At 68.5% G+C, this 14955-nt stretch carries 14 protein-coding genes; 6 read left to right on the top strand and 8 right to left on the bottom strand.

The window, feature by feature from the left end:
- Positions 1-301 precede the first annotated feature (301 nt).
- On the top strand, positions 302-1765 hold the full coding sequence (locus tag WCE59_RS10395) for a SulP family inorganic anion transporter (RefSeq protein WP_449284145.1): 1464 nt from the start codon (positions 302-304) through the stop codon (positions 1763-1765).
- Between the two features lie 24 nt (positions 1766-1789).
- Complete coding sequence (locus WCE59_RS10390; RefSeq protein ID WP_343258696.1) at positions 1790-2677, top strand: universal stress protein; 888 nt, start codon at positions 1790-1792, stop codon at positions 2675-2677.
- 37 nt (positions 2678-2714) lie between these two features.
- Here WCE59_RS10390 and WCE59_RS10385 read toward each other — a convergent pair whose 3' ends face one another.
- Positions 2715-3932 (bottom strand): serine hydrolase domain-containing protein, encoded by a 1218-nt coding sequence (locus tag WCE59_RS10385; protein ID WP_343258695.1) that lies wholly within the window; start codon positions 3930-3932, stop codon positions 2715-2717.
- Between the two features lie 146 nt (positions 3933-4078).
- On the opposite strand from WCE59_RS10385, the gene WCE59_RS10380 reads away from it, so the two are divergent.
- Positions 4079-5452, top strand: a complete 1374-nt coding sequence (locus tag WCE59_RS10380; protein WP_343258694.1) for an MATE family efflux transporter — start codon at positions 4079-4081, stop codon at positions 5450-5452.
- A gap of 6 nt (positions 5453-5458) precedes the next feature.
- Here WCE59_RS10380 and WCE59_RS10375 read toward each other — a convergent pair whose 3' ends face one another.
- Genes WCE59_RS10375 through WCE59_RS10360 form a run of 4 tightly spaced genes read right to left on the bottom strand, consistent with a single transcriptional unit; the run spans position 5459 to position 10798 of the window.
- The gene (locus WCE59_RS10375; RefSeq protein WP_343258693.1) at positions 5459-5899 is read right to left on the bottom strand and encodes a hypothetical protein; all 441 of its coding nucleotides are present in this window, start codon (positions 5897-5899) and stop codon (positions 5459-5461) included.
- A 17-nt stretch (positions 5900-5916) separates the two neighbouring features.
- Positions 5917-6960, bottom strand: a complete 1044-nt coding sequence (locus tag WCE59_RS10370; protein WP_343258692.1) for an NAD(P)-dependent alcohol dehydrogenase — start codon at positions 6958-6960, stop codon at positions 5917-5919.
- 41 nt (positions 6961-7001) lie between these two features.
- Positions 7002-9653, bottom strand: coding sequence for an AAA family ATPase (locus tag WCE59_RS10365; protein WP_343258691.1), 2652 nt, complete (start codon positions 9651-9653; stop codon positions 7002-7004).
- On the bottom strand, positions 9650-10798 hold the full coding sequence (locus WCE59_RS10360; protein WP_343258690.1) for a metallophosphoesterase family protein: 1149 nt from the start codon (positions 10796-10798) through the stop codon (positions 9650-9652). The genes WCE59_RS10365 and WCE59_RS10360 overlap by 4 nt, the downstream gene beginning before the upstream one ends.
- 94 nt (positions 10799-10892) lie before the next feature.
- Here WCE59_RS10360 and frmR point away from each other — a divergent pair, with 94 nt between their 5' ends.
- The 3 genes from frmR to fghA all read left to right on the top strand — a co-directional run bounded on the left by frmR (position 10893) and on the right by fghA (position 13395).
- The gene (frmR, locus tag WCE59_RS10355) at positions 10893-11168 is read left to right on the top strand and encodes a formaldehyde-responsive transcriptional repressor FrmR (protein WP_343258689.1); all 276 of its coding nucleotides are present in this window, start codon (positions 10893-10895) and stop codon (positions 11166-11168) included.
- 60 nt (positions 11169-11228) lie between these two features.
- Positions 11229-12338, top strand: a complete 1110-nt coding sequence (locus tag WCE59_RS10350; protein WP_343258688.1) for an S-(hydroxymethyl)glutathione dehydrogenase/class III alcohol dehydrogenase — start codon at positions 11229-11231, stop codon at positions 12336-12338.
- A gap of 211 nt (positions 12339-12549) precedes the next feature.
- Positions 12550-13395, top strand: a complete 846-nt coding sequence (gene fghA / locus WCE59_RS10345; RefSeq protein ID WP_343258687.1) for an S-formylglutathione hydrolase — start codon at positions 12550-12552, stop codon at positions 13393-13395.
- A 162-nt stretch (positions 13396-13557) separates the two neighbouring features.
- On the opposite strand, the gene WCE59_RS10340 is transcribed toward fghA, so the two are convergent.
- The 3 genes from WCE59_RS10340 to WCE59_RS10330 form a co-directional block, all read right to left on the bottom strand.
- On the bottom strand, positions 13558-14259 hold the full coding sequence (locus WCE59_RS10340) for a Dph6-related ATP pyrophosphatase (RefSeq protein WP_343258686.1): 702 nt from the start codon (positions 14257-14259) through the stop codon (positions 13558-13560).
- 12 nt (positions 14260-14271) lie between these two features.
- Positions 14272-14604, bottom strand: coding sequence for a hypothetical protein (locus WCE59_RS10335; RefSeq protein WP_343258685.1), 333 nt, complete (start codon positions 14602-14604; stop codon positions 14272-14274).
- Between the two features lie 69 nt (positions 14605-14673).
- Positions 14674-14832, bottom strand: coding sequence for a hypothetical protein (locus WCE59_RS10330; RefSeq protein ID WP_343258684.1), 159 nt, complete (start codon positions 14830-14832; stop codon positions 14674-14676).
- Positions 14833-14955: the final 123 nt, after the last annotated feature.

Here is a 14955-nt window from a genome sequence, read left to right as displayed (position 1 = left end):
CCCCCCCCCCCCCCCCCCCCCCCCCCCCCCCCCCCCCCCCCCCCCCCCCCCCCCCCCCCCCCCCCCCCCCCCCCCCCCCCCCCCCCCCCCCCCCCCCCCCCCCCCCCCCCCCCCCCCCGCTCCTACATCGGCGCCGGGGTGGATAAATCTGCTCTGCTAGAATGCGTGGCATGAATGTGTCGTCCCGGCCCGGCGTTTCGCGGGGCCGAATTGCGTCCGCTTCCCTTGCGTGGCGCTGCTGCCACCGCCCGGCCACGCCGCACGGGCCTGAGGAAACCCCACAGTGAAACCCGCTTCCCGCCTGGGCCAGGAATGGTTCGGCAACGTCAGGGGCGACGTGCTCGCCGGCCTGGTCGTCGCGTTGGCGCTGATCCCCGAGGCGATCGCGTTTTCCATCATTGCCGGCGTTGATCCCAAGGTCGGCCTGTACGCCTCGTTCTGCATCGCGGTGGTGATCGCTTTCACCGGCGGACGCCCGGGCATGATCTCGGCCGCCACCGGCGCCATGGCGCTGGTGATGGTGGGGCTGGTGAAGGACCACGGCCTGCAGTACCTGCTGGCGGCCACGCTGCTGACCGGCGTGCTGCAGATCATCGCCGGGGCGCTGAAGCTCGGCGCGCTGATGCGCTTCGTCTCGCGCTCGGTGATCACCGGCTTCGTCAATGCGCTGGCGATCCTGATTTTCATGGCCCAGCTGCCCGAGCTGATCGGGGTGCCGTGGACGGTCTACGTGATGTGCGCGGCCGGCTTGGCAATCATCTACCTGCTCCCACGCCTGACCCGGGCCGTGCCCTCGCCGCTGGTGGCGATCGTGCTGCTGACCGCGGTGGCAATGATGATGGGGCTGGATATCCGCACCGTGGGCGACATGGGCGAGTTGCCCGACAGCCTGCCGGTATTCCTGCTGCCGGACGTGCCGTGGAACCTGGAGACGCTGAAGATCATCTTCCCGGTGTCGGCCACGCTGGCGGTGGTGGGCCTGCTGGAATCGCTGCTGACCGCGCAGATCGTCGATGACCTGACCGACACCCCCAGCAACAAGAACCGCGAGTGCGCCGGCCAGGGCGTGGCCAACATCGCCGCCGGCTTCATGGGCGGCATGGCCGGCTGCGCGATGATCGGCCAGTCGGTGATCAACGTGAAATCCGGCGGCCGCGGGCGCCTGTCCACCTTCGTTGCCGGCGCGGTGCTGCTGGTGATGGTGGTGTTCGCCGGGCCGTGGGTGGAGCGGATCCCGATGGCGGCGCTGGTGGCGGTGATGATCATGGTGTCGATCGGCACCTTCAGCTGGAGCTCCATTCGCAACCTGCGCACCTATCCGCCCAGCTCCAGCATCGTCATGATCGGCACCGTGCTGGTGACGGTGTTCACCAGCGACCTGGCCAAGGGCGTGCTGACCGGCGTACTGCTGTCGGCGCTGTTCTTCGCCCGCAAGGTGGGCCAGGTGCTGCATATCGATTCCGAGGCGGATACGGATGGGCTGGGCCGACGCTACGCGGTCACCGGGCAGGTGTTCTTTGCCTCATCCGACAGCTTCGTGTCGGGCTTTGATTTCCGGGAAACCCTGGAGCGCGTGGTGATCGACGTCAGCGGCGCGCAGTTCTGGGATCTGAGCGCGGTCGGCGCGTTGGACAAGGTGGTGATGAAATTCCGTCGCGAAGGCGCGCAGGTGGAAATCATCGGCATGGACGCGGCCAGCACCACCCTGGTCGACCAGCTGGGCGTGCATGACAAGCCGGATGCCGAGCGGCTGATGGGTCATTGAGCGCGGATCATTGAGGAGCGGCACATGAGCGATTCTGCACAGACGGATCCACACCCCGGCGGCCACGTGCTGGCAGCGGTGGACAGCTCCATCTACACCGAAAGCGTCGGCCACTACGCCGCCTGGGCGGCCAAGCGCCTGTCGGCGCCGCTGGAATACCTGCACGTGCTGGACCGGCATCCCGAGACGGCGCCGAAGCTCGATCACAGCGGCAGCCTCGACCTCGGGGTGAAGAGCAAGCTGCTGGAAGAGCTGGCCGAGATGGACGAAACGCGCAGCCGTCTTGCCCAGCAGCGTGGCCGCCTGCTGATGCGTCAGCTGGATGCGCTGGCCCGCGAGGAGCATGGACTGGAAGCGATCACCACCCTGCGCAACGGCTCGCTGGTCGACACGCTGACCGGGCTGGAGGATCGCGTGCGCCTGTTCGTGATTGGCAAGCGCGGCGAGCACGCCGACTTCGCCAAGGGCCACCTGGGCAGCCAGCTTGAACGCGTGGTGCGCGCGGTGCACCGGCCGCTGCTGGTGGCTTCACGCAGCTTCATCGACATCCAGCGCGTGCTGATCGCGTTCGACAACAGCCCCACCTCGCGCAAGGGCGTGGAGATGGTGGCCGACAGCCCGCTGTGCGCGGGGCTGGCAATCGACGTGGTGACGGTGGGCGCGGACAGCGAAGCCAATCGCAGTGCCCAGGCCTGGGCGCTGGAGCGGCTGACGCAAGCGGGGCTGCAGGCCACCGGGCGGATCCTGCCCGGCGACCCCGACGAGGTCATTACCCGCGAGGTGGAGCAGGGCGGGGTGGATCTGCTGGTGATGGGTGCCTACGGGCATTCGCGCATCCGCCGGCTGCTGGTGGGCAGCACTACCACGACGCTGCTGCGCACCTGCCGGATCCCGGTGCTGCTGCTGCGCTGAGCCGGCTGGGCTGCGTGGATCGGCCGGGCGCAGGGATTCAGCGTTCGGCGTCCACCGACTGCTTCACCGCTTCAACCAGTGCGCGCCGCGCCGCCACCAGTTCGCTGGAGGTGGCCTGCGGCCAGGCCGCCAGCTGGGCGATGACCAGGTTCCGGGCGGGATCGATGTAGAGCATCTGGCCGAAGATGCCGACCGCGAAATAGCTGCCGTCGGTATCGGTCCACCACTGGTAGCCGTAGCCGCGCTCGGGCGCGCCTTCGCTGTCCTGGCCGCGCACCGCGCCCTGCATCCAGGCTTCGGCGATCACCTGCTGGCCGTTGATGCGCCCGCCTTCGAGCATGAACTGGCCCAGCCGGGCGTAGTCGCCAAGGGTCGCCGAGAGGCCGCTGCCGCCGGTGTTGCTGGCGTCGCATTCGTCGCGGATCCAATAGGCGTCGGCGGCCATGCCGTATGGCTTCCAGATCGTGTCGGACAGGTAGTGCGCCAGCGGCTGGCCGGTGGCGCGCTCGACCACCAGGCCGATCAGGTCGGTCTCGGCGGTGTTGTAGCTCCAGTGCGCGCCGGGCGCGTGCTCGCGCGGCAGCTGGCGCAGGTACGACAGCGCATGTGACTTGCCAGGCACGCAGGCGCCGAGATACATCCGGGCCACGTCGGACTGCGGGTCGGCGTAGTCCTCGTTCCAGCGCACGCCCGAGGTCATAGTGAGCAGCTGGGCCACCGTGACGCCCTCATAGGCGCTGCCAGCCAGTTCTGGAATGTAGCTGGTCAGCGGGTCGTCGAGGTCGTGCAGATAGCCCTGCTCAAGGGCGATGCCCAGCAGGGTGGAGGTGATCGACTTGGCGACCGAATACGACTCCCAGTGCTGCTCCGGACCGAACTCCAGACCGTAGCGCTCCAGCCGGACCTTGCCATCTTGCAGCACCATCAGACCGGCGATGTGGTGCTGGTCCATGTAGCTGTCGAGCCTGTCGGTGTTGAGCACGTCGGCGTCCAGCACCAGCGGCGCGCCTTCCGGCAGTGGGCGTACTTGTGCGCCATGAGTGGCGACGTCGCTCGGGAAGAGCAGGTGCATGTTCCGCATCCCTGCTTCGCGCTCGGCCTGGCTCCAGAACAGCGTGGCTTCGCGCTGCTCGCCAATCCTTGGCCCGGTGTCGGCAGGATCGGGCGCGGTGACGCAGGCGGTGAGGGTCAGTGCCAGGCACAGGGCAGCGGTGAACGTGGGCAGGCGAGTGGGGAGGCGCAGGGGGAGGTGCATGGCGAAACAGGCAGCAGCGTGGAGGGCTCCAGTCTAGCGGTGCCTTCCGTGAGGCTGATTGAAAAGGCGCGCAATCGGGCCCATCTCCAGTGGTTCGCCCACCTCCCGACCGGCGCCGCTGCCAGGCGGCCGCGCCGGCGCGCCGAATGCCCGCTTCCCGCTCCGACTTCACCGTGGGTTCCATCCCGCGCAAGCTGATGCTGTTCTCGCTGCCGATCCTGGCGGCCAACCTGCTGCAGGCGTCGATGCAGCTGGTCAACGGGCTGTGGGTGGGCAACCTGCTCGGCAGCGACGCGTTTGCGGCGGTGACCATCGCCACCACGGTGCTGCAGGTGGTGCTGGCTTTCGTGCTGGGGCTGAACAACGCCACCCTGACCATCTTCGCCCAGCTGCGCGGCGCCAATGACCGCGACGGCATCAACGCCGCGCTGGGCGCGTTCGTGATCATCCTTGGTGGGCTGTCGGTGCTGGTCGGTGCGGCGGGGTTCGTCCATGCGGAGCGGCTGCTGGTGCTGCTCAATACGCCCGAAGCGGTGATGGAACCGGCCCGGGCGTACCTGCGGATCAACCTGGCCGGCACCCTGGCGCTGGTGGGCTACAACTTCATTGGCAGCATGCTGCGCGGCTTTGGCGACAGTCGTACGCCGCTGTATTTCGTGCTGCTAGCCACGGTGCTTGCGGCTGCAATGGTGCCGTTGGCGATCGTCGGGCTTGGCCTGGGCGTGGCCGGTGCGGCGTGGGCGATGGTGCTGGCGCAGGCGGCGGCCTTCGTCTACAGCCTGTTCCATCTGGCGCACTGGCCGGGCGTGCACGCGCCGCGACCGCGGATGCCGAAGCTGGAGCACGTGCGTGCGGTGCTGGAACTGGGTATTCCTTCCGGCATCCAGATGATCGTCATCTACGCCGGGCTGACGGTGCTGCTGTCGCTGGTCAACTCGTTTGGCGAAGGCGTGGTGGCGGGGTTCGGCGCCGCCCAGCGCCTGGACAGCATCGTGCTGCTGCCGGGCGTCGCCCTGGGCATGGCGGTCAATGCGATGGCCGCGCAGAACATCGGCGCGAACCGCTGGGACCGGGTCGGGCAGGCGACCCGCGCCGGCGTCATCTTCAACCTGGCCACCATGGCGGCGATCGCCGCGGTGCTGATGCTCGCCGCCGAGCCGCTGGTGCGGCTGTTCGTCCGTGACGAGGCCAGCGTGGCGTTCGGCGTGTCCTACCTGCGCACCATCGCCCTGTTCTATCCGTTCATCGGTTTGAACTTCATTTTCAACGGCGTGGTGCGTGGCTCCGGCGCCATGTTCCAGGTGCTGGCGCTCAACATCATCTCGCTGTGGATACTGCGCGTGCCGCTGGCCTACGCGCTTGCCGACCGATACGGCGAGAACGGCATTGCGCTGGGTATTGGCCTCAGCTTCCTGCTGAGCAGCCTGTTCTCTGCCGCCTACTACCGCTGGGGCGGCTGGCGTCGCAAGCGGCTGTTCACTGACACGAAGGCGGGCACAGAGGCGTCGGCACGGAGCTGATTCTGCTCAACCCTGCCGCGCAGCCTCCCACGCGAACGCGGCGATGCCCAGTCCGATCAGGCCGATCGCCGCCAGCTGCACCGGACTCAGCGACTCGCGCAGCAGCAGGATCCCGGCCGTGGTGGTCACCAGCAGCGAGCCGCCGATGATCAGCGGGTTGCCCACCGCCACCGGCAGGCCGCGGCCATAGACGAAGAAGGTGAGGATCTCGACCAGCCCGATCGCCACGCCGGCGAAGGCGGCCAGGGCCAGCCCGCGACTGTTGAAGTGCAGGCTCCCCGCTTGCGTGGCCTGCAGGTACAGCAGCCACGCCAGCCCCATGAACGCGGCCACGAACTGCAGCACCACCGCGCCGAGCACCGCCTGGATGTGATCGGCGGAGAGTTTGATGAACACGTTGTAGAGGCCGAACATCAGCGCGGCCACTGCCAACAGGGCGTAGATCACGGCGCTTGCTCCCGCGCTTACAGGCTGGCGTTGTCGATCACGAAGCGGTAGCGCACGTCGCCTTTGAGCATGCGCTCGTAGGCGTCGTTGATCTGCTCGGCGCGGATCATTTCAATGTCGGCGGTGATGCCGTGCTTCGCGCAGAAGTCCAGCATCTCCTGGGTTTCCGGGATGCCGCCGATCAGCGAGCCGGCCAGGCTGCGGCGCTTCATGATCAGGTTGAATACCTGCGGCGAGGGGTGCGGGGTAGCCGGGGCGCCGACCAGCGCCATGGTGCCGTCGCGCCGCAGCAGGCTGATGTAGGCATCGAGGTCATGCGGTGCGGCGACGGTGTTGAGGATGAAGTCGAAGCTGTTGCGGTGTGCGCCCATTTCGTCTTCGTTGCGCGACACCACGGTTTCGTCCGCTCCCAGCTTGCGCGCCTCCTCGCGCTTGCCCTCCGAGGTGGTGAACGCCACCACGTGTGCGCCCAGCGCGTGGGCCAGCTTGATGCCCATGTGGCCCAGCCCGCCAATGCCGACGACGCCCACCTTCATGCCCGGGCCCACCTTCCAGTGGCGCAGCGGCGACCAGGTGGTGATGCCGGCGCACAGCAGCGGCGCGACCGCGGCCAGGTCGGCTTCGGGGTGGCTGATGCGCAGCACGTAGCGCTGATCGACCACGATCGCCTGCGCGTAGCCGCCCAGGGTATGACCCGGCAGATCATCGGTGCGGCCGTTGTAGGTGCCGACCATGCGATCGCAGTAGTTCTCCAGGCCGTCGCCGCATTCGTCGCAGGTGCGGCAGCTGTCGACGATGCAGCCCACGCCCACCAGGTCGCCGGGCTTGAAGCCGGTGACCGAAGCGCCGACCTCGGCCACCCGACCAACGATCTCGTGCCCCGGCACGCACGGAAACAGGGTGCCCGCCCACTCCGCGCGCACCTGGTGCAGGTCTGAGTGGCAGACGCCGCAGTAGGCGATGTCGATGCGCACGTCTTCCGCGCCGGTGGCACGGCGGGCGATGTCGATGGGGACCAGCGGCTGGTCGCCGGCGTGGGCGCCGTAGGCTTTGATGGTCATGACTGGATCTCCGTGAAGCGCGAGGGGGTGGGGCGGCGCAATCAGCCCAAGGCGCCAACGTCGATAAAGCGGCTGGCGCCGGCGTCGCGCCAAGCGTCCGGATGGCAGGTGAACAGCAGGATCTGATGGCGGCTGGCCGCGTCGTCCACGATACGCTTCATCCGCCCGAGGCGGTCTGCATCGCTGTGCACCAGCGCGTCGTCCAGCACCAGCAGGGTGGGCTGGCCCGCCTGCTGCAGCAGGTCCGCATAGGCGAAGCGGGCCAACACGCCGAGCTGCTCGCGGGTGCCGTGGCTGTGTTCGTCCAGCGCCAGTGCGCTGCCGGCGCGTGACAGGCCGGTCGGCGACAGCTGCTCGATTTCAACGTCAGCCGCCACACCCGGAAACAGGATTGCCAGGTAGTGACCCAGCCGCTTCCTGAGCGGGGCATAGAGGCGTTCGGCCAGCGCGCGCTGGCTGGCTTCGATCCGCTCGTGCAGCAGCTGCAGGGCATCGGCGCGCAGCTGGTATTGCGCATGGCGGCGCTGCAGACGCTCAACGCTGATGGTGGCGGCGGCCAGCTTCTCGTCGATGCCGTCCACGCCCAGCGTTTCCACTTTGGAACGGGTGCGGGTGATGGTGTCGCGCAGGGTGCTGCGCTCGTGTTCCAGGCCCTGGAGCGAGCGCTCGAAGCGGGCGATGTCGGCGCGCAGCAGCTCGGGATTGTGTTCCTGCAGGGCGGCCTGCAGCCGCGCGATCTCAATGCCCAGCCGGGACGCCTGGGCCCGATCGCTCTCCAGTCGGGCGAGCTGGCGTGCGTCGAGCTCGCTGGCCTGAGGGCTTTCCAGCGTGCGGCTGGCGGCCTCGATCCCGGCCTGCAGCCGCCCCAGCTGCAGCTGCGCGGAGGTGACCGCCTGCCCGCACGCCTGCAGCTGGCTGTCTGCGGCCTGCGCCTCGCGCTCGGCATCCTCTAGCTGGCGCCGGGCTTCCTCCAGTGGCACTGCTTCCGCATCCGTGTCCGCGTCGGCAACGGTCAGCGTCGCCAAGCGGCGGCCGGTCTCTTCGGCCTGTCCCTTCGCCTCGGCCAGGGCGGTGCGCCAGTGGTCTTCGTTCTGGCCGCCGAGAGCCACGTCGCGGGTACGTTCGCGCTCGCGGATGTCGTTGAGCACGCGTGCGTGGGCTTCGCGGCGCTCGTCCGCCTCCGCCAGGCTGGCGACGCCAAGCTGGCCGAGCAGGCGCTGACGCTCGGCTTCCAGGGTGTCGGCTTGCTGAGCCAGGCGCTGGACGTCCTGGCCGCCGGGGACAATGTCGATCTCGCCGACGCCGTCGATTCCCAGGGTCAGCGGGCCGCCGACCAGCAGCTGCCCTTTGCCGTCCAGATCGTCCCGGCCGGTGGCCTGCACGGTCTGTCCCGGGTGCAGGCGCCAGCGGATGCGGGTGGCGACGGCCTCGCGGCGGATGCGGCTTTCGTGCAGCGCGGCTTCGACCGTGTGCAGACCTTCAAGCAGGCTGTCGTCGATGGCGGTTGCGGCAGCGCGTGTGCGCAGAGCGGCGATGGCCTCGGCTTCGGTGGCGACCTGTGCGAGCACCCGGGTGGCCTGTTCCTGCTGTGTGGCAAAGCGCTGGGCGTCGGTGGCAAGGCGGGCGCGGTCGGCTTCCTGTTCGGCGACGCGCAGCGCGGCCAGGGCGCGCTTGCGCACGTCCTGCGACGCATCGTGCCGTGACCGGGCCTGGGCCTGTTGCGCGGCCAATCCTTCGATGGCGGCTTCGCCCTGCTCCAGTTCGGCGCGCTGCCGACGCAGTTCGTCCAGCCGGTCCGCCCGGGCCTGGCGCTGGGCCGCGGTGTCCTCGATGCGCTGGCGGACTTCATGCAGCTCGCGGGTTCTGTCTTCCAGTTCACGGGTCTGAGGCTGCAGGCGGGCGAGCTGCTCTTCGGCGGCTTTCTTGCTGGCCTGGATCTCCTCCCACGGCTTGCTGCTTTGCAGCTGGTTGAACTGGTCGCTGTCCCTGGCCAGCTGGTCGATCAGGGCGGCATAGCCGTCGGCCCGCTCCTGCAGCTGCGCCTGCTGATCGCGGGCGGCTTCAAGCTGGCTGGTGGCTTCGGCCAGTACGCCGGTGGGCCGGCCGGTGCGGGTCAGCAGGGTGCGCAATTCTTTTTCCACCGCCGCCGCCACGCGCCCGCCGGCGCTGCTGGCGATGTCGCCGATGATGTCCTGCAGGCGCTCCTGCAGAGTGCTGCGGGCATGCTGCAGCGGCGTGGCCAGGCTGTGGCTGTCGCCCTGTTCGATCCACAGCAGGCCGGGGATGCCGCGGGTTTCGGCACGGCTGGCACCCTTGCCGGTCAGGTCAAACCCCAGGCGTCGGGCCAGCTCTTCATCGGCGTCGTCGCCGTCCCAGCTGCGGTCGGCAATGACCAGTCGGGCGCGCGGCTTGTGTACGAAGCTCTTGTGCACGCTGCACTGCTCGGAGCCCAGGCGGAAGTCGGCCTCCAGGCTGGGTGCGGCGCCGTCCGACCCGGCCGGCACGATGGTGGCGGCAAAGTCGCCGCGGGTTTTGTGCTTCTCGAAAAACAGTGTGCGCAGGGCGTGGGCGAGGGTGCTCTTGCCCGCTTCGTTGGGACCATGGAAGACGTTCAGGCCATCTTCCAGATCGGCGATTTCAATCGGTACGGTGAACTTTCGGAACTGCTCAAGTCGCAGGCGCTGCAGCTTCATGCCGTCGCTCCTTCCGTGCGCTGCAGCACGTCGAACAGCTGGCGCAGGGCCTCGCGCGCCACGTCCGCCTGCGCGGGGTCTTCCTGCAGTGAGCGCAGCTCCGCCACCACGTCCGCCAGCGCGCCATCGACGTGCATGGCGGCAAGGTCGGCCTCGGTGGGATCCAGGCGCAGGCCGGTCAGGTCGGCTTCCAGCACGTGGGCCCGGGCCCGCGCGTCATCGATCGCCAGGCGAAGCTGCCCGGCGGTGGTGAAATCAGCCATGCCCTCGACGGTCAGACGCACCACGTCGCTGTCGCCCAGGTTCCGCAGCTCCTCCGCCAACCGTTCCACGTCAGCCGCTCCGTCCACGCGCAGGTTGCGCTCCTGCCAACGGAAGCGACCTACCCGCAGCGGGGTGACGTCGGGCGCCTCGCCGGGCGCGTCGATTTTCACCAGCAGCACGTTGCCCGGATCGTTGTCCTTGAAGCGGTCCTGCTCGGGTGTGCCGCTGTACCAGGTGCGCGCATCGACCTGCCTGGTGCCGTGCCAGTCGCCTAGTGCGAGGTAATCGAGCCGGGCCCGCGCGGCGCGGTCCGGTGTGATCGGATTGGGCGAGTCGGCCTGCTCGGGCAGGATGCCGGCAACGCTGCCGTGCGCCAGGCCGATGCGCAGCAGGCCGGGCGGGGTGTCCCATCCGTCGAAGGCCGCAGTCAGGTCATCGTGCACGTGGCGCTGGGTCAGGGGCGCGGCGAGGATGGCCAGGCCGGCATCCGCCAGCTCGGTCACTCCGGGCTCCAGTGCCAGCACCACGTTGGCCGGCACGATGCCCAGGCGCCGGGAGCGCGTCCACACGCTCTCGGCCAGCGCCGCGTCATGGTTGCCGGGCAGCAGTACCCACGACCCGGTAAAGCCGGACATCGCGTGGAAGGCGCGGCGCAGCGAGTCATCCGACAGGCCGGGCTTCTCGAACACGTCGCCGGCCACCAGCACTGCGGCAACGTCGTGTTCCACCGCAAGGCGGGCGATCCGGGCCACGGCGTCAAACCGCGCCTGGGCGAGGGCGCCGGCCGGGTCGCGGCCATCGTCGTTGGCTTCGAAACCGAAGGTTTTGCCGAGCTGCCAGTCGGCGGTATGCAGGAATTTCACAGGGTGTCCAAGCGTCATGCATCCAGTATGGACAAGGGTCGACCGGCTTGTCCGTTGGCCGGGGCCGACGCGGGCCGATATACTATCCCCCACTATAGTTTCCACAGCTGCCATGCCGCACTCGCCCGAAGAGAAAAAAAAGGTCCTGGCGCGTATCAGGCGCATCCGCGGGCAGTGCGACGGGCTGGAGCGCGCGCTGGAGGCGGGTGCCGACTGCGGGCCGGTGCTGCAGCAGATCGCGGCCATCCGCGGCGCGGTCAACGGGCTGATGAGCGAGGTGCTGGAATCGCATCTGCGCGAGCAGTTCGGCCAGCCCGCCAGCGACCCGGCCGACCGCCAGGCGCGGGTCACCGAGATGACCGGGCTGATCCGCTCCTATCTGAAGTAGATCGTCACCGCGGCGCCGGGCGCCGCTTCCCCATACATCGTTCGTTGCAGGAGTATCGCCATGAAAACACGTGCCGCCGTTGCCTTCGAAGCCGGAAAGCCGCTTGAGATCGTCGAGCTTGACCTGGAGGGCCCGAAGAAGGGCGAGGTGCTGGTGAAGATCACCCACACCGCGCTGTGCCACACCGACGCCTTTACCCTGTCGGGCGAGGATCCGGAGGGCGTGTTCCCGGCGGTGCTCGGCCACGAGGGCGCGGGCATCGTGGTGGAAGTGGGCGAGGGCGTGACCAGCGTCAAGCCCGGCGATCATGTGATCCCGCTGTACACCGCCGAGTGCGGCGAGTGCCTGTTCTGCAAGTCCGGCAAGACCAACCTGTGCGTCTCCGTGCGCGCCACCCAGGGCAAGGGCGTGATGCCCGATGGCACCACCCGCTTCAGCTACAAGGGCAAGCCGGTGTACCACTACATGGGCTGCTCCACCTTCGCCGAGCACACCGTGGTGGCCGAAGTTTCTCTGGCCAAGGTCAACCCGGAGGCCAACCCGGAGCACACCTGCCTGCTGGGCTGTGGCGTGACCACCGGCATCGGCGCCGTGCACAACACGGCGAAGGTGCAGGAAGGTGACAGCGTTGCCGTGTTCGGCCTGGGCGCGATCGGCCTGGCGGTGATCCAGGGTGCGATGCAGGCCAAGGCCGGGCGCATCATCGCCATCGACACCAACCCTTCGAAGTTCGAGCTGGCGAAGCAGATGGGCGCCACCGAGTGCGTGAACCCCAAGGACCACGACAAGCCGATCCAACAGGTGATCGTGGAGATGACCGAGTGGGGCGTTGACCACAGCTTCGAGTGCATCGGCAACGTGGAAGTGATGCGCGCGGCGCTGGAATGCGCGCACCGCGGCTGGGGCCAGAGCGTGATCATCGGCGTGGCGGGGGCGGGCAAGGAAATCAGCACCCGTCCGTTCCAGCTGGTGACCGGGCGCAAATGGCTGGGCACCGCTTTTGGCGGCGTGAAGGGCCGCACCCAGCTCCCGGGCATGGTCGAGGACGCGATGAAGGGTGACATCAAGCTCGAACCCTTCGTCACCCACACCCTGCCGCTGGAGCGCATCAACGAAGCCTTCGAACTGATGGAGAAGGGCGAGTCCATCCGCACCGTCATCCGTTACTGAGCAGCGGGGACGTCATCTCGAACCCTTGTAGGAGCGCGTCATACGCGCGAAGCCGCGTGACGATGATCCGCACGGAGGGGCTTCGGCCGGATCGCCCCGGCCGATGCCACATCGCGACGCTGGATGTCACGCGGTTTCGCGCGCATGGCGCGCTCCTACTGACGGCGGGACGCGGGCTTACCGGCGCGCGTTCCGACAAGAGGAGGAATCCATGAGTAAGACCGAACGAATTGAACACCGCGCCTGTTTCGGCGGTTGGCAGGATGTGTATCGCCACCGCTCCGACGTGCTCGGCAGCGAAGTGACCGTGGGCGTGTACCTGCCGCCGCAGGCAGGGCAGGGCAAAAAGCTGCCGGTGCTGTACTGGCTCTCGGGCCTGACCTGCAACGAGCAGAACTTCATCACCAAGGCCGGCGCGCAGCGCTACGCCGCCGAGCACGGGATCATCATCGTAGCGCCGGACACCAGTCCGCGCGGCGACGACGTGCCCAACGACGAGGCCTACGACCTGGGTCAGGGCGCCGGCTTCTACGTCAACGCCACCCGCGATCCGTGGGCGAAGCACTACCGCATGTACGACTACATCGTCGACGAGCTGCCGGCGTGGGTGGAAGCCGACTCCGCGGCCAGCGACGTGCGCGCCATCAGCGGGCACTCGATGGGCGGTCACGGCGCGCTGATGATCGCGCTGAAGAACCCCGGCCGCTACCGCAGCGTGTCGGCGTTCTCGCCGATCGTGGCGCCGACCCAGGTGCCGTGGGGCGAGAAGGCATTCGGCGCGTATCTCGGCGACGACCGCGAGGCGTGGAGGCAGTACGACACGGTGGAGCTGGTGAAGCGGGGGGCGGCGGAGAAGCTGCCGCTGCTGATCGACCAGGGCGATGCCGACGAATTCCTCGAAGGTCAGCTCAAGCCGCAGCTGCTGCGCGAAGCGGCCGAGGCCGCGGGTCATCCGCTGGAGCTGCGCATGCAGCCGGGCTATGACCACAGCTACTACTTCATTTCCAGCTTCATCGGCGATCACATCGACCACCACGCCAAGGCCCTGAAGGCCTGAGGCTGAGGGTCAGGCGCTCGCGCCCGGCCATTTTTTGTAGGAGCGCGCCATGCGCGCGAAACCGCGTGACATTGATTGCGGCGCGTGGCTTCGGTACCGATGTCCCGGCCGAAGCCACGCAGACCGCCAGGCGTCACGCGGTTTCGCGCGTATGACGCGCTCCTACAGGGGCGGGGCCGGTTCCGTGAGAGTGAAGTCGGTGTAGGCGAAGCGGCTGTCGCGCAGGACGGTGTCGCCGCGCTGCAGCGGCAGCGGACTGGCAAACATCGGTCCGGCGCTGACGCAGGTGTGGAACTCGCCGTTTTCACCGCAGGGGTCGACGCCCTCGGGCAGTGCGTCCAGCAGCGCCGCGTCGAACAGCCGGCCGGCAAAGCCGGCATCCAGCAGCGTGGTGTCCACGCAGCACAGGTGAGTACGCATGCCAGCGGCAATCATGTCGCCGGCCACCCGCGTGGTGTCCATGCCGAACAGCGGAAACAGCGCATCCCAGCCCAGTCGCGCGCACAGGGCCTGGCGCCAGTCGCGCACGTCGGCCAGCAGCAGGTCGCCGTAGGCCATCGTGGACAGCCCGGGCCAGCGGGCGGCGGCCTGTGCCAGGCCGTCGGCAAACGCCGCTTCGTAGCGGGCGTTGTCGCAGTCCTGCGGGATCATCGATTCAATCAGCGGCAGGCCCGCGGCATCGGCCTGGGCGCGGATCACATCGCGGCGCACGCCCTGCATCGAGGCCCGCTCATGGCCTTCGGTGAACGTGGTGAGCAGGCCGACGACGCGTACCGCTGGGTCCTGCTTCAGCAGATGCAGGGTCCACGCCGCGTCCTTGCCGCCGCTCCATGACAGCAGCACCTGCCGGGAAGAAAGGGTCATCAATGCGCGCCGTCAGCGTACGTCGCGCAGTTCCCACGCCTTGCCGGCCAGCAGGCCGAGGCGATGGCGCAGCAGATCACCGGGAATGGTGGTGGTCACCACCAGGTCGACCCCAAGGTTGCGCTGGCGACCCGTCACCGTGGTCTGCGCATCCACCGCCCCCAGGGCCGGGTCCACTTCGTCCGGCTCGTCCTGAGTCTGGCGCCAGCGTTCAAACAGGGCGGTCCCGCGCAGGGCGTCCTGCAGCTCGGCGGCAATGCCGTCCGGGCCGCGGGAATCAAGCGCGAACTGTCCCGCCTGGTCCAGGCGAGAGGTGTCGGGAATCCGGATGTCGTAGACGGCCATGGGCAATCCTCTGGTTGATAAACGACCCCCAGTTTGCCCGCTCCTGCGTTGCCGCGGCGTTGCGACGGATCAGGACTTGCTGTTGCGCGCTGCTTCGGCGGCTTCGAGCTTTTCGCGATGACGGATGAACAGCGGCACGCCTGCCGTCAGTCCGATCATGATCAGCATTCCCCCGATGGTCAGCCAGCCGACGGGACGGGCCAACAGTTCAACCAGTACCGGATGCATGTCACTTCCTCCTTCTGCCTGTGCAGACCTGATCATCGGCACAAAAAAGAAGCCCGGCCTTGATTGCAATCAAGGCCGGGCTGGCAGGTTTCGGCTGGCCGCAAGGGCTTGGCTGGTGCCGGA

It is taken from the genome of Luteimonas qiangzhengi, from assembly GCF_039548515.1.
In the GTDB taxonomy this organism is placed as follows: Bacteria; Pseudomonadota; Gammaproteobacteria; order Xanthomonadales; family Xanthomonadaceae; genus Luteimonas.
The sequence above is the reverse complement of the archived record's forward strand: the minus strand, read 5'-3'. Positions and strand labels throughout refer to the sequence as shown.

Excerpts from the sequence above, each read along its gene's own strand:
- WCE59_RS10390 (WP_343258696.1), top strand. The coding sequence starts at position 1,790 with ATGAGCGATTCTGCACAGACGGATCCACACCCCGGCGGCCACGTGCTG.
- WCE59_RS10385 (WP_343258695.1), bottom strand. The coding sequence starts at position 3,932 with ATGCACCTCCCCCTGCGCCTCCCCACTCGCCTGCCCACGTTCACCGCT.
- WCE59_RS10380 (WP_343258694.1), top strand. The coding sequence starts at position 4,079 with ATGCCCGCTTCCCGCTCCGACTTCACCGTGGGTTCCATCCCGCGCAAG.
- WCE59_RS10370 (WP_343258692.1), bottom strand. The coding sequence starts at position 6,960 with ATGACCATCAAAGCCTACGGCGCCCACGCCGGCGACCAGCCGCTGGTC.
- WCE59_RS10365 (WP_343258691.1), bottom strand. The coding sequence starts at position 9,653 with ATGAAGCTGCAGCGCCTGCGACTTGAGCAGTTCCGAAAGTTCACCGTA.
- WCE59_RS10360 (WP_343258690.1), bottom strand. The coding sequence starts at position 10,798 with ATGACGCTTGGACACCCTGTGAAATTCCTGCATACCGCCGACTGGCAG.
- frmR (WP_343258689.1), top strand. The coding sequence starts at position 10,893 with ATGCCGCACTCGCCCGAAGAGAAAAAAAAGGTCCTGGCGCGTATCAGG.
- WCE59_RS10350 (WP_343258688.1), top strand. The coding sequence starts at position 11,229 with ATGAAAACACGTGCCGCCGTTGCCTTCGAAGCCGGAAAGCCGCTTGAG.
- fghA (WP_343258687.1), top strand. The coding sequence starts at position 12,550 with ATGAGTAAGACCGAACGAATTGAACACCGCGCCTGTTTCGGCGGTTGG.
- WCE59_RS10340 (WP_343258686.1), bottom strand. The coding sequence starts at position 14,259 with ATGACCCTTTCTTCCCGGCAGGTGCTGCTGTCATGGAGCGGCGGCAAG.
- WCE59_RS10335 (WP_343258685.1), bottom strand. The coding sequence starts at position 14,604 with ATGGCCGTCTACGACATCCGGATTCCCGACACCTCTCGCCTGGACCAG.
- WCE59_RS10330 (WP_343258684.1), bottom strand. The coding sequence starts at position 14,832 with ATGCATCCGGTACTGGTTGAACTGTTGGCCCGTCCCGTCGGCTGGCTG.